This window comes from Spirillospora sp. NPDC048911, from assembly GCF_043198015.1.
Classification (GTDB): Bacteria; Actinomycetota; Actinomycetes; order Streptosporangiales; family Streptosporangiaceae; genus Spirillospora.
Genome location: NZ_JBICUD010000002.1, coordinates 1244005 through 1256743, shown reverse-complemented (window position 1 = coordinate 1256743; position 12739 = coordinate 1244005). Strand labels below are relative to the sequence as shown.

Here is a 12739-nt window from a genome sequence, read left to right as displayed (position 1 = left end):
CTCCGCTCGTACCGTCCGATCACGGCGTACCGGCCCCCATGCGGGGTGTCTGCCGCGGGGTCGCCGGCGGCGTGGTCGACGACGGCGGCGTGGCGCCCTGCGTGGCCCCGCCGCCGGGAGCGGTGGGGACGCCCTGGCCCGGGACGACGACGCCGGGCACGGCTGCGGCCCCGGCGGCCGCCGCGGCCGCGGCCGCGGCGTTGGGCACCGGCCGGACGTCGCCGCCGACCTCGGTCACCTGGCCCGTCATCGGGTCGATGTAACTCGCGCGGTCAGGCACCTCCAGGCCGAGGGCCTCGGCCTTCTGGCGCAGGCGTTCGGGCGACTCCTCGCGTGCGATCTCCCGTTCGAGCGCCTGCCGCTGCTGGTCGAGCAGCTTGTTGCTGCTCTGCAGCTCGGTGAGGCGGAAGGAGTCCTGCGCGAGGACGGTGTTGAGCAGCAGGAGGCTGACCAGCGCGCCGCCCAGCAGCCCGACGATGAGCAGCACGAACGGCGCCCGCGGCGGAGCCACCTGGCGGACCGCGGCCGGACGGGCCTTCGACGTCGCTTTGGACGTGGCTTTGGACGCCGCTTTCGGCGGCGCCTCGGCCCTGGACGAAGACTTGGCGGCCGGTTTGGCCGCGGGCTTCGCCGGGGACCTGGGCTTGGCGGGCTTGGTGCCGGACTTGGACGCGGGCTTCGCCGCGTCCTTGGCTCTGGCCGCGGTCGTGTCCTCCGGGTCGGGCCGGGATGCCGCGCCGGACCTGCGGCCGCCGGCCCGGGACCTGCCCGTGCCGCCGCCCCCCGGCGCGCGTGTGCTCGTCGTGGTCATGTCGCCTCCCGGACCCGTACCGCGGCGCGCATGCGCACCGACCCGGCCCGTGGGTTGGTCGTGGTCTCCTCGTCGGACGGCAGCTCGGCGCCGCGGGTCAGCAGCGCGAAGCGCGGCTGGTGCTCGGGCAGCGGCACGGGCAGGTCCGGTGGGGTCGTGTCGGCGGCCTGCGCGGCGAGGACCTGCTTGGTGATGCGGTCCTCGAGCGAGTGGTAGCTGAGCACGACGATCCGGCCGCCGACCGGCAGGGCGTCGAGCGCGACGGGCAGGGCCCGCCGCCAGGTGTCGAGCTCACCGTTCACCTCGATGCGCAGCGCCTGGAAGGTGCGCTTGGCCGGGTTGCCGCCGGTGCGGCGGGTCGCGGCCGGGATGGACGTGCGCACGAGGTCGGCCAGGCGCCGGGTCGAGTCGAGCGGCGCCTTGTCACGCTCGCGCACGATGGCGGCGGCGATGCGCTGGGAGAACCGCTCCTCCCCGTACTCGCGCAGGATCCGGGCGAGCTCCGCGGGCGGGTAGCCGTTGACCACCTCGGCCGCCGTGAGGCTCTGCGTGCGGTCCATCCGCATGTCGAGCGGGGCGTCATGGGAATAGGCGAAGCCGCGGTCGGCCTCGTCCAGTTGCGGGGACGAGACCCCGAGATCGAACAGGACGGCGTCCACCACGGGCACGCCCAGCCTGCCGAGGACCTCCGGAAGCTCGTCGTAGACGGCGTGCTCGAGGGTCACCCTGTCGCCGAAACGTTCCAGGCGCCTGCCCGAACGTTCCAGCGCGGTGGTGTCGCGGTCGAGGCCGATGAGACGGAGCCCCGGGTGGGCCGTCAGCATGGCCTCGGCGTGGCCCCCCATGCCGAGGGTGCCGTCGACGTAGACCGGCGCCCGGCCGCTGACCTGCAGCGCGGGCGCGAGAATCGCCAGAACGCGGTCGAGCATGACCGGTACGTGACCGGCCTCGGCCGCGTGGTCCCCCACGTCCATGGTCCACCCCCTTGTGCTGCCACCTCGCTCGCGGACTGTGTGGCATCGCCGGTCCCCGCGTCGCCCGCCTCCCCGTCGGGCGCCTGTCGCGGCGCCTTTCAGGCGGGTCGTGGTGTCTTCCGGCGGCCTCGCCCGGCCAGGTCCCCATCCGCTGCCCTGAGGAAGTTTCACCGCGTTACCGCGGGGGGTCGCCGTCTGGCACCGGGGAAGCTGCGCCAGCTGACTGGAGAGCGGCTGGAGACCTGGCCGAACGTGGGCCATGCCGGTCAACGGACCGACGAGTCGAATCTCAGAGGACCCCGGGCAACACCTCCCCCGAGATCTCGGAGAAGGCTTGCTCCTCCTGCTCCAGGTAGGTCTCCCAGGCCTGGGTGTCCCAGATCTCCAGGCGGGTGTTGGCCCCGATGACGGTGCAGTCGCGCGCCAGCCCCGCGTAGGTGCGCAGTGGCGGCGGGATGGTGATGCGGCCCTGCTTGTCCGGGGTCTCGTCGGAGGCGCTGGCGAAGAAGACGCGGCTGTAGGCCCGTACCGCCTTCTCGGTGACCGGCGCGGCACGCAAGGCCTCGGTGATGCGCTGGAACTCCGCCATGGGGAAGACGTACAGGCAGCGTTCCTGGCCCTTCGTGATCACCAATCCCCCCGACAGCTCCTCGCGGTACTTCGCCGGCAGGAACAGCCGTCCCTTGTCGTCGAGGCGCGGTGAATGGGTGCCGAGGAACATCGGCCCCACCTCCCGCGCCGCGTGGGTCGCTACTGCCCCCCACGGCGCCCCACTCTACTCCACTCTTCCCCACCGTCAACCGCGTAAACGCTCCCCGTGAACGACTTTCCCGCGAGAAGACGCAGGTCAGCGGGGGTGGTGCGGAGTGGGGCGCCCGGCGGGCACTCGCGTGGCGACAAGCCGCGGCGGCTCGCGAAAACTCTCCGGAATCCCGTGCCGAGGCGTCTCCCGGGGCAAGGTGGAGCGAAGTGGAGTGCTCCATGAGGCTGTGACGGAGATCCAGGTGGAGCACAATGGGCACCCCGCCCGCATCGACATCGGGGCGGGCACGGCGGGAATGACGAAATATCGCGGCGAACGGCTTGACGACGTACTGTCGTTCACGTACGGCCGTTCGGCTGAGGAGGGTGTTGGTGGCAGTAGGCACGCACGGCGAGTCGTACATAGAGACCGACCCCCCGGGCTCCCCCGGCCGGCACCCGCACGGGGGTTCCGGGCACGGGCTCGACGGGCTGGCGCAGGTCGCCACCAAGATCCGGGATGCGATCGAGTCGGTCATCGAGGGAAAGCCGGGCGTGGTGCGCCTGGCCTTGACGGTGCTGCTGGCGGAGGGGCACCTGCTGATCGAGGACGTGCCCGGGGTCGGCAAGACGATGCTCGCCAAGGCGCTCGCGCGTTCGATCGACTGCTCGGTGCGGCGCGTCCAGTTCACGCCCGACCTGTTGCCCAGCGACATCACGGGGGTCAGCGCCTACAACCAGGAGCGGCGCGAGTTCGAGTTCAAGCCGGGCCCGGTCTTCGCGCACATCGTGGTCGGCGACGAGATCAACCGCGCGTCGCCCAAGACGCAGTCCGCGTTGCTGGAGTGCATGGAGGAGCGCCAGGTCACCGTCGACGGCACCACCTATTCCCTCGAGCAGCCGTTCATGGTGATCGCCACGCAGAACCCGGTGGAGATGGAGGGCACCTATCCTCTCCCCGAGGCGCAGCGCGACCGCTTCACCGCCCGCATCTCGATGGGCTACCCGGACCCGGTCGCCGAGCTGGAGATGCTCGACGTGCACGGGCACAGCGCGCCGCTCGAACGGCTGAGCCCGGTCGCGCACGCCACCGACGTCCGCGAGATCATCAACGTGGTGCGGCACCAGCACGTCGCGCCGGCGGTCAAGCAGTACGCGATCGAGCTCGTCACGGCCACCCGCAAGCACCCCGAGCTGCGGCTGGGCGCCTCACCCCGGGCCACCCTGCACCTCGTGCGAGCGGCCCGGGCGTACGCGGCGCTCGACGACCGCGACTACGTGCTCCCCGACGACATCCAGGACCTCGCCGTCCCGGTCCTCGCGCACCGGCTGCTGCCGACGGCGGAGGCCCAGGTGGAGCGCCGCCGTCCCGAGCAGGTCGTGGCCGAGCTGGTCAACCGCCTGCCGGTGCCGTCCCCCCGCAAGTGACCCGCCCGATGAGCTCCGCCCGTCCCACGAGCTCCGCCTGGCGAACCCGCCTTTTTACCGGGAAGTGAACGTTGAGAAGAGCGCTGGCCGGACTGACCACCCGAGGGCGGTCCTTCGTGGCCGCGGGGGCCACCGCCATCGTGTGCGCGTTCGTCCTGGGTGAGCGCGACCTGCTGCGCGCCGGGGTGCTCGTCCTGGCCCTGCCGCTGCTGTGCACGCTGGCGGTGTCGCGGACCCGCTACCGGCTGGCCTGCGCGCGCCGGCTCGACCCGTCCCGGCTGCCCGTCGGCCACGAGGCCCGGGTCGACCTGCGGATGGAGAACGTGTCGCGCCTGCCCAGCGGGCTGCTGCTGGTGGAGGACCAGGTCCCCTACACGCTCGGCGGGCGGGCCCGGTTCGTGCTGGACCGGATCGAGCCGCACGGCGCCCGCGAGCTGACGTACCGGATCCGATCCGACGTGCGCGGCCGCTACCGCGTCGGGCCGCTGGTCGTGCGGCTGGCCGACCCGTTCGGCATGGTCGAGCTGGTCCGCTCGTTCAGCCTGTCGGACACGCTGACGGTCACCCCGACGATCGTGCCGCTCCCGCCGGGGCGGCTGACGGGCGCCTGGACGGGCGGCGGCGACAGCCTGGCCCGCACGGTCTCCAGCGCGGGCGAGGACGACGTGGCGCCGCGCGAGTACCGGCACGGCGACGACCTGCGGCGGGTCCACTGGCGGTCCACCGCGCGGCGCGGCGAGCTCATGGTGCGGCGCGAGGAGCAGCACTGGCAGAGCAGCGGCGCGCTCTTCCTCGACACCCGGCGGATCGCGCACCGCGGCGACGGGCCCGGCGCCTCGTTCGAGCAGGCGGTGTCGATCACCGCGTCGGTGGGGGTGTACCTGGGCCGGGCCGGGATGGGCCTGCGGTTCGTCACCGACGGCGGTGAGGCGCTGCCGCACTCGGTCGCGTTCGAGGGCGCCTTCGAGGGGACGCTCCTGGACGCGCTGGCGGTCGTCCGCACGTCCGACGGCCGGTCGCTGACGCCGGGCCTGGCCGCGCTGCGCGGCACGATGGGCCACGGCCGCGAGGGCGACGGCCTGGTCGTCGCGGTCTTCGGCGCGCTGGACGCCGAGGAGGCCCGTAGCGTCGCGGCCGTCCGGCGCGGCACCGCCACCTGCGTCGCCATCCTGGTCGACGACGACACCGCGACCGGCGACTCCGCGAACGGCGGGCCGGCGAAGGACGGGCCGGCGAGCAGGCCCGCGGCACGGCTGCTGCGCGCGGCCGGCTGGCGGGTCGTGACCGTGCGGTCCGCGACGGACCTGGCCGGCGCCTGGGCGGTGGCCGACCAGGCCACCGAGGATCTCGCCAGGGACGGCGCCAGGGGCCCATGGGAAGCGGGCAGGCGCTGGGAAGGCGCGAGCGAGGCTCCTCCCGTCAAGGACAGCGCGGGGCTGTGGGGAGGCGGGAGCGAAGCTCCTCCATCAGAGGGTGGCGGGAGGGGGCTGCGGAAGAGCGGGAGCGAAGCTCCTCCATCAGAGGGTGGCGGGAGGGGGCTGCGGAAGAGCGGGAGCGAAGCTCCTCCGTCAGAGGGCGGTGGGAGGGGGCTGTGGGAAGGCGTATGAGACTCAAGATGACGGTCATGGCCGCGCTGGCGACGCTGGCCAGCTCGGTGGGGCTCTATCCGCTGTTCGCGAGCGGCACGTGGTTCTGGTCCGGGCTGGGCGCGGTCATCGTGGTCGCGGGCGCGGGGCTGATCATGCGGCGCCTGCGCGCGCCCGCGCTGCTCGGCGCCCTCGGCGGGCTGGGCGCGCTGCACCTCTATCTGAACGTGCGGTTCGCCTCCAGCCAGGCGCTGCTGGGGATCATCCCCACTCCCGGCTCGCTCCGGCGGCTGGGCGAGCTCATGGGCGACGGCTGGAACGCGGCCAACCAGTACGCGGCCCCCGTCCCCCTCGTCCCGGGCATCGAGCTGCTGGCGGCGACGGGCATCGGCCTCGTCGCCGTCGTGGTGGACCTCCTCGCGGTCCGGCTGCGCCGGTCCGCGCCCGCCGGGCTGCCGCTCCTCGCGATGTACAGCGTGCCCGCCGCGGTGCGCGAGGACAGCGTGAGCTGGCTCGCGTTCGGCCTCGGCGCCCTCGGCTTCCTGATGCTGCTGATGGCCGACGCGCGCGAGCAGGTCGGCGGCTGGGGCCGCGCGGTCTTCACCCGCCGCTGGTCGGAGAGCACGGCCGAGCCGGTGGCCGAACGCCCCGACTCCAGCGGCATGGCCGCCAGCGGGCGCCGCATCGGCGTCGCCGCCGTGGCGGTCGCCGTCCTGCTCCCGACGATCGTTCCCGGCATCCATCCGCGCGGCCTGTTCGGCATGGGCGGCGACGGGGCGGGCGGCTCCCAGACCGTCACCACGGTCGAGCCGCTCGCGCAGCTCAAGCGCAAGCTGAACGGCGAGAACCGCGACGCGGTGATCCTCACCTACCGGACCGACGACGCCGACCGGCCCGACTACCTGCGGATGTACGCGCTCGACAAGTTCGAGGGCGACCGGTGGACCTACAGCGGGATGCCGAGCTCGGCCGCGGACCGGGTGTCCGGCCGCGATCTGCCCTTCCCGCCCGGCCTGGGCAACGCCGGGTTCCACGGGGTCACGACCCGCGTCAGGATCCGGAGCGCGGTGGACAAGGTCGACTTCCTGCCCGTGCCCTACCCTCCCCGCCGGGTCCAGATCAAGGGCGACTGGCGGGCGCACCCGCAGTCGCTGATGGTCTACTCGCTCCGCGACTCCGCGAGCGGCCGCTCATACACCGTCTCCAGCCTGCGCGTGCAGCCGACCGCCGCCGAGCTGACGCGGGCCAGCAAGTACCCGTCGGACATCGTGACCCAGTTCACCAAGCTGCCCCGGTCCATCCCGGCCGCGGTCCGCAGGACGGCCGAGGAGGTGACCAAGGGCGCCCCCACGGCCTACGACCAGGCGGTGCGCCTGCAGCGCTGGTTCACCGAGGGCGACTTCGTCTACGACCTCAACCCGCCGCCGCCCTCGTCGGCCAACGACCTGGCCGAGTTCGTGCTGACCAGCAAGCGCGGCTACTGCGAGCAGTTCGCCGCCTCGATGGCCGTGATGGCCCGCATGCTCAACATCCCGGCGCGCGTGGCCATCGGCTACACCGCCGGCACCCAGATCCGCCCGGGCGAGTGGGAGGTCCGTTCCAAGGACGCCCACGCCTGGCCCGAGCTCTACTTCGAGGGGGCCGGCTGGGTGCGCTTCGAGCCCACCCCCGCCGGGTTCGGCGGCCAGGGCACCGCCGCCACCCCGACCTACACCCAGCAGCAGGCCGAGCAACCCGCCCAGCAGCAGACCGAGGCCCCCGACCCGGCGGCCACGTCCTCGACGGCGCAGAGCCCCAGCGCCACCGAGGGCCCCAACCAGCGCCCCGACGACGGCGGCGCGGACGTCGGCACCGCCGACGAGGAGAAGGGCGGCTTCCCGATCCCCGTCGGCTGGCTGGCGGGCGGCCTTCTGGTCGTCATGCTGCTGGCGGCGCCCATGGTCGTCCGCCTGCTGACCCGCCGCCGCCGCTGGTCGGCCGCGCCCCCGCCCACCACCTCGGCCCCGCCGTCGAGCGCCACCGCCCACGCGGCCTGGCGCGAGGTCCACGCCGACGCCCTGGACCACGGCCTCAGCTGGCGTCCCAGTGACAGCCCCCGCGCCGCCGCCCGCCGCCTGGGCGAGCTCCTGGAGCTCAACCCCACGGCCTCCGAGGCCCTCGGCCGCATCGCCCGCGCCGAGGAGGTGGCCCGCTACGCCCGGTCCCGCCCGCCCGCCGCGGACCTGCGCGCCGACGTCCGCACCGTCCGCACCGCCATGTCGGCGGCCGTGGGCCGCAGCGCCCGCCTGCGCGCCCGCCTGCTCCCCCCGTCCACCATGTCCGACTTCCGCCACGCCGGCACCCGCGCTCTGGAAACGGCAGGCCGCCTGAACGCCACTCTCCGCCTCCCCCGCAACAAGTAACGGCCCCCACCCGTATGCGCCGGGAGCGGCGGCGCCGGTTGGGGGCTGCGGGACGGTCAGGGGACGGCGTTGCCAAGAGGCGGGCGCGGGTCACTGAGGCGGCTGCCCACACGCGAGCCGGAAAGCTGACCACACGTGGCTAGAGAGCAGTGACACCGCGTGCGGGGCGGGAGCGGTGCGTTCGTCGGCTGGGGGCCGGCCGACGGGCGTGGTCGGGCCGCGAGGGTGGCGGCCGCTGGTAGCGGCCGCCGGTCGGCCTCGGGTCACTCGCCCTCGGTGCGTTTGCGCCAGCGCTCTTCCATGCGGTCCATGAAGCCGGACTTGGCGGGGCGGGACTGGGTGCCCCGTTCCGGTTCGGTGCCGACTCCGGTCATGCGCTTCCAGCTGGACAGGGCCCAGACGCAGCAGACCACCATGAGGACGAAGCCGGCCACGCTGATCCCGATGGTGACCGGGCCCGCGTTCACGACCAGTCCCGCCATCAGTGCGCAGACGCCCACCACGAAGCCGAGAGCGGCCTTCACGATCCGGCGCTTGTAGTGCACCTGGGGATTGGTCGAGCGGACCGCGTGAGCGAACTTCGGATCCTCGGTGTACAACGCCTGCTCGATCTGGTCGAGCATGCGTTGCTCGTGCTCAGAGAGCGGCACGGCGCCTCCCAACGACAGCCCCGCGACGGGGTATCCGATGCAGGACAGGAACCTCAACGGTGATATGCCCAGAATACGAGCCCCGACGAGCGTACGAAAGCAAACGGCCAACCGAGGACCACATGCCGGTCATCTCACCGCCCTCAATCATCGCCTACCGTCACTTGGGCCACCAGCGTCTCCCTGTTCCGCGGGGCGTACCAGAGCGGCGGGACGGACCGTTCCGCTGCCGAACCGGTGCGCCGCCTGGTCCACAGCTCGCTCGGCCTCACGCCAGCCGCTTTCGGGCTCGTCGAAGGCCAGCTGGCGGGGGGCCTGGTCAGCGGGGCCCAGGTTCTCCACCCGGACGCCCACCAGCCTGAGTCGTACCCGCTCCAGGCCCGCCGCCTCATAGAGCTCGCGCGCTGTGATGTAGATCACACGAGAAAGATCCGTGGGCTCGCGCAGAGTCCGGGAGCGGGTGATCGTCCTGAAATCCGCCATGCGTAGTTTGACGCTTACCGTACGGCCAGAGTTTCCGGAGGCGCGGAGACGGGCGCCGACCTTCTCCGCGAGGCGGAGCAGTTCGCGGTGGATGACGTCGGGGTCGTCGATGTCGGTGTCGAAGGTCTCCTCGGCGCCGATGCTCTTGTCGGGGTTCTCGGGGACGACCTCGCGGGGGTCGCGGCCCCAGGAGAGTTCGTGGAGGTGGCTGCCGAGGGCGTTGCCCAGTTCGCGCTGGAGCGTTGTGAGAGGCGTCTGGGCGAGCTGCCCCACAGTGCGCAGACCCAGGCGAAGGAGGCTCTCCTCCGTGCGCTCTCCGACGCCCCAGAGGGCCGCCACGGGGAGGGGGTGGAGGAACGCGTGGACGTCGGCGGCGGGGATCACCAGCAGGCCGTCGGGCTTGCAGTGGGTGGACGCCAGCTTGGCGACGAACTTCGTGCTCGCCACACCCACGGAACAGGTGATGCCCTGCTGGGCGTGGACCTGGTCGCGGATCTGCTGGGCGATCACGGCCGGGCGGCCGAGGCGCCGCAGGGCCCCGGCGACGTCGAGGAACGCCTCGTCCAGGGAGAGGCCCTCGACCAGGGGCGTGACGCTCTGGAAGATCTCGAAGACGGCCGCGGAGACGCGGCTGTACTTGGCGTGGTCGGGCGGGATGATCACTGCCCGGGGGCAGAGGCGGCGGGCCCGGGTCATCGGCATGGCGGAGTGCACGCCGAAACGGCGGGCCTCGTAGGAGGCCGCGGCGACCACGCCGCGGGGACCCGCGCCGCCGACGACCACCGGCCGGCCGCGCAGCTCGGGCCGGTCGAGGAGCTCGACGCTGACGAAGAACGCGTCCATGTCGACGTGCAGGATCGAGCAGCCGGTGTCGTCGGCCGGCGGCCCCGGTTGCGGGCCGGGCCGGTGCAGCTGCTGTTTGCGGCTCATTTGTGGGCGAGCAGGTGAAGCTGGGTGGCGAGCTCTCGCAGGATCGGATGGACGGCCGCGGCCGACTCGAGGGCGATGAGCGCGTCGGCGGCGTCCTGCTCGGCGTCGACGAGGCCGCTCGGGACGAGGTCGGCGAAGATCCGGACGCCGTGCAGCTCGCCGACGGTGAGCCCGGACGCGGCGACGAGGCCGGTCAGCGTGGCCCGGGTGAAGCGCCGGGGCATACGGTCGTGGTCGCCCCAGCGGCCGTCGGGGTCGGTGAGCACCTGGCAGGCGTCGTCGAAATGCCCCGCCACGGCGCGGTGCAGGGCGGCGGCCACCTGCCCGGCGACCAGCACGCTGGCCGAGCCGCCGGGACGGAGCGTCGCGGTGAGCGCCCGGACGGCCGCGGCGGGATCGTCCACGTACTCCAGGACGCTGTGGCACAGGACGAGGTCGGCGGCGTCGGGGCCGAGGAGGTCCGGGAGATCGACGGCGTCGCCCTGCACGGCCCGGACCGTGACGCCGGACTCGTCGGCGCGGCGCTCCAGGGCCGCCAGCGCGTCGGGGCTGGCGTCGACGACCGTGACCCGGTGGCCCAGCTCGGCGAGCGGTACCGCGAAGCCGCCGGTGCCGCCGCCCACGTCCACGACGTCGCTGGGCCCCTCGGGCGCGATGCGGTCGAGAACGGTGCGCAGCGCGTCCCACAGCACCGCGCTCCGGACCCGGCTGCTCCCCCGTGGCCGCCGCTCGCCACGCCTTCCCACAGCCCCCGCCCGCCGCCCATCAGAGGAGTCGCTTCGCTCGGCACCCCTGTCTTGGGCTGCCACGGCCGCCCCCTCCATGTCCGTCATCCGCCCCAGCCTAGTTGGCTACAGCGACAGGGAGGGCTTGAGCTGCTGCAGACGCGACAGCAGGCCGTTGACGAAGCGCGGGGACTCGTCGGTGGACAGCTCGGTCGCCAGCCCGACCGCCTCGCTGACGGCGACCCCGTCGGGGACGTCGTCGACCCAGAGCAGCTCGAACGCGCCCATCCGCAGGACGTTGCGGTCGACCACCGGCATGCGCTCCAGCGTCCAGCCGGTGGCGTACGTGGTGATCAGCTCGTCGATGCGCTCCTGGTGCTCCTGGACGCCCTCGATCAGCCGGACGGCGTGGTCGTATTCGGCCAGCTCGTCCTGGTTGGGCCGGCCGCGCTGGGTCAGCACCTCGGTCGGCCGCTCCTCGCGGAGCTCGGCCGCGAAGAGGATGTCGAGAGCGAGCTTGCGCGCCTTGGTCCTTGCTGCCATTACCTCGCTCCGCTCGGCGGCTCGCAGCCCTCTTCGCGCGACGGCTTCCCTCGTCGCTCCAGTCGCAAGCTCCCCATGCTCCTCAGTCCAGCCGACGCGCGGCTGCTCGCGGCAGCCATCTCAGCCGCGGCCGAGGTACTCGCCGGAGCGGGTGTCGACCTTGACCTTCTCGCCGGTGGTGATGAACAGCGGGACCTGGATCTGCGCGCCGGTCTCCAGGGTGGCGGGCTTGCTGCCGCCGGTGGAGCGGTCGCCCTGCAGGCCCGGCTCGGTCTCGGTGATCTGCAGGACCACGGCGGCGGGCAGCTCGACGTACAGCGGGTTCTCGTTGTTGAACGCGATCACCGCGCTGCCCTCGGGCAGCAGGTAGTCGGCGGCACCGCCGACGGTGGCTGCCGGGATGTGCGGCTGGTCGTAGGTCTCGGTGTCCATGAAGACGAAGTCCTCGCCCTCGCGGTAGAGGTACTGCATCTCGCGCTTGTCGACGCTGGCGACCTCGACCTTGGTGCCGGCGTTGAAGGTCTTGTCGACGGTCTTGCCGGAGAGCACGTTCTTGATCTTGGTGCGGACGAAGGCCGGGCCCTTGCCGGGCTTGACGTGCTGGAACTCGATGACGGTCCAGAGCTGGCCGTCGATGTTCAGCGTCATGCCGTTCTTCAGGTCGTTCGTCGTCGCCACGTGTTTCTCCTGGTCGCGGTCCCGCCCGTGCGGATCCCGTGGGGGATCAGAGTACGAGCAGTTCCTTGGTCGTCTTGGTGAGGAGCTCCGGCCCGTCCGCGCGGACCACCAGCGTGTCCTCGATCCGGACACCGCCCCGGCCCGCGAGATAGACCCCGGGTTCGGCGGTGACGGGAACTCGATCCCTCAGCTTACCGGTCCTGTCGTACCCCATGAGCGGAGCCTCGTGGATCTCCAGGCCGACGCCGTGCCCGAGGCCGTGCGGGAAGTCGTCGCCATGGCCGGCCGCCTTGATCAGATCGCGGGCGGCGGCGTCGACGGCCTTGGTCTCGGCGCCGGGCCGCGCGGCGTCGACGGCGGCCTGCTGGGCCCGCTTGACCAGCTCGTACACCTCGCGCTGCCAGCCGGCGACCGCGCCGACGGCCACGGTGCGGGTCATGTCGGCGTGGTAGCCGCCGTAGCGGGCGCCGAAGTCCATCGTCACCAGGTCGCCGGACGCGATCTCGCGGTCGCCGGGACGGTGGTGCGGCACCGCGCCGTTCGGCCCGGACGCGATGATCGAGTCGAACGCGGGCGCCTCGGCCCCGAGGTCGATCAGCTGCCGCTCCAGCGCGATGGCGACCTCGCGTTCGGTCACGCCGGGCCGGACCATCGGCAGGATGCGCTCGAACGCGCGGTCGGTGATCGCGCACGCCTCCCGCAGCAGCGCCAGCTCCTCCTCGTCCTTGACGAACCGGAGCCCCTCCACCGGCCTGCTCAGCGCCGACAGCTCGAGTGCGTCGTCACGC

The 12739-nt window shown here is 73.0% G+C and carries 12 protein-coding genes; 3 read left to right on the top strand and 9 right to left on the bottom strand.

Going from position 1 to position 12739, the window contains the following annotated elements; all coding sequences use genetic code 11:
• Positions 1 to 19 precede the first annotated feature (19 nt).
• From ACGFNU_RS13160 to mraZ, 3 genes are all read right to left on the bottom strand, one after another.
• Positions 20 to 811 carry a hypothetical protein gene (locus tag ACGFNU_RS13160; protein ID WP_392593072.1) on the bottom strand — a complete coding sequence of 264 codons (792 nt, stop codon included), beginning with the start codon at positions 809 to 811 and terminating at the stop codon, positions 20 to 22.
• Positions 808 to 1785 carry a 16S rRNA (cytosine(1402)-N(4))-methyltransferase RsmH gene (rsmH, locus tag ACGFNU_RS13155; protein WP_392593070.1) on the bottom strand — a complete coding sequence of 326 codons (978 nt, stop codon included), beginning with the start codon at positions 1783 to 1785 and terminating at the stop codon, positions 808 to 810. Before rsmH ends, ACGFNU_RS13160 begins: the two co-directional genes overlap by 4 nt.
• A gap of 289 nt (positions 1786 to 2074) precedes the next feature.
• Positions 2075 to 2506, bottom strand: a complete 432-nt coding sequence (mraZ, locus tag ACGFNU_RS13150; protein WP_392593068.1) for a division/cell wall cluster transcriptional repressor MraZ — start codon at positions 2504 to 2506, stop codon at positions 2075 to 2077.
• Positions 2507 to 2919: 413 nt separating this feature from the next.
• Between mraZ and ACGFNU_RS13145 the strand changes: the two genes are divergently transcribed.
• The 3 genes from ACGFNU_RS13145 to ACGFNU_RS13135 all read left to right on the top strand — a co-directional run bounded on the left by ACGFNU_RS13145 (position 2920) and on the right by ACGFNU_RS13135 (position 7942).
• Positions 2920 to 3954 carry an AAA family ATPase gene (locus tag ACGFNU_RS13145; RefSeq protein ID WP_392593067.1) on the top strand — a complete coding sequence of 345 codons (1035 nt, stop codon included), beginning with the start codon at positions 2920 to 2922 and terminating at the stop codon, positions 3952 to 3954.
• Positions 3955 to 4025: 71 nt separating this feature from the next.
• Positions 4026 to 5561: a DUF58 domain-containing protein gene (locus tag ACGFNU_RS13140; RefSeq protein ID WP_392593066.1), complete on the top strand. Its 1536-nt coding sequence runs from the start codon at positions 4026 to 4028 to the stop codon at positions 5559 to 5561.
• Positions 5558 to 7942 (top strand): DUF3488 and DUF4129 domain-containing transglutaminase family protein, encoded by a 2385-nt coding sequence (locus ACGFNU_RS13135; RefSeq protein ID WP_392593064.1) that lies wholly within the window; start codon positions 5558 to 5560, stop codon positions 7940 to 7942. The genes ACGFNU_RS13140 and ACGFNU_RS13135 overlap by 4 nt, the downstream gene beginning before the upstream one ends.
• Before the next feature lie 263 nt (positions 7943 to 8205).
• On the opposite strand, the gene ACGFNU_RS13130 is transcribed toward ACGFNU_RS13135, so the two are convergent.
• The 6 genes from ACGFNU_RS13130 to ACGFNU_RS13105 form a co-directional block, all read right to left on the bottom strand.
• Positions 8206 to 8592, bottom strand: a complete 387-nt coding sequence (locus tag ACGFNU_RS13130) for a DUF3040 domain-containing protein (RefSeq protein WP_392593062.1) — start codon at positions 8590 to 8592, stop codon at positions 8206 to 8208.
• A 147-nt stretch (positions 8593 to 8739) separates the two neighbouring features.
• Complete coding sequence (locus ACGFNU_RS13125) at positions 8740 to 10005, bottom strand: DNA polymerase IV (protein WP_392593061.1); 1266 nt, start codon at positions 10003 to 10005, stop codon at positions 8740 to 8742.
• Positions 10002 to 10838 carry a methyltransferase domain-containing protein gene (locus ACGFNU_RS13120; RefSeq protein WP_392593059.1) on the bottom strand — a complete coding sequence of 279 codons (837 nt, stop codon included), beginning with the start codon at positions 10836 to 10838 and terminating at the stop codon, positions 10002 to 10004. The genes ACGFNU_RS13125 and ACGFNU_RS13120 overlap by 4 nt, the downstream gene beginning before the upstream one ends.
• An 18-nt stretch (positions 10839 to 10856) precedes the next feature.
• Positions 10857 to 11273, bottom strand: coding sequence for a transcription antitermination factor NusB (gene nusB / locus ACGFNU_RS13115; protein WP_392593057.1), 417 nt, complete (start codon positions 11271 to 11273; stop codon positions 10857 to 10859).
• Positions 11274 to 11393: 120 nt separating this feature from the next.
• Positions 11394 to 11951 carry an elongation factor P gene (gene efp, locus ACGFNU_RS13110; RefSeq protein WP_392593055.1) on the bottom strand — a complete coding sequence of 186 codons (558 nt, stop codon included), beginning with the start codon at positions 11949 to 11951 and terminating at the stop codon, positions 11394 to 11396.
• A 46-nt stretch (positions 11952 to 11997) separates the two neighbouring features.
• Positions 11998 to 12739, bottom strand: a 742-nt coding sequence (locus ACGFNU_RS13105) for a M24 family metallopeptidase (protein ID WP_392593053.1), incomplete at its 5' end; no start/stop codon positions are given.

Coding starts and splice junctions, on each gene's coding strand:
- ACGFNU_RS13160 (WP_392593072.1), bottom strand. CDS start 811: ATGACCACGACGAGCACACGCGCGCCGGGGGGCGGCGGCACGGGCAGG.
- rsmH (WP_392593070.1), bottom strand. CDS start 1,785: ATGGACGTGGGGGACCACGCGGCCGAGGCCGGTCACGTACCGGTCATG.
- mraZ (WP_392593068.1), bottom strand. CDS start 2,506: ATGTTCCTCGGCACCCATTCACCGCGCCTCGACGACAAGGGACGGCTG.
- ACGFNU_RS13135 (WP_392593064.1), top strand. CDS start 5,558: ATGAGACTCAAGATGACGGTCATGGCCGCGCTGGCGACGCTGGCCAGC.
- ACGFNU_RS13125 (WP_392593061.1), bottom strand. CDS start 10,005: ATGAGCCGCAAACAGCAGCTGCACCGGCCCGGCCCGCAACCGGGGCCG.
- ACGFNU_RS13120 (WP_392593059.1), bottom strand. CDS start 10,838: ATGACGGACATGGAGGGGGCGGCCGTGGCAGCCCAAGACAGGGGTGCC.
- nusB (WP_392593057.1), bottom strand. CDS start 11,273: ATGGCAGCAAGGACCAAGGCGCGCAAGCTCGCTCTCGACATCCTCTTC.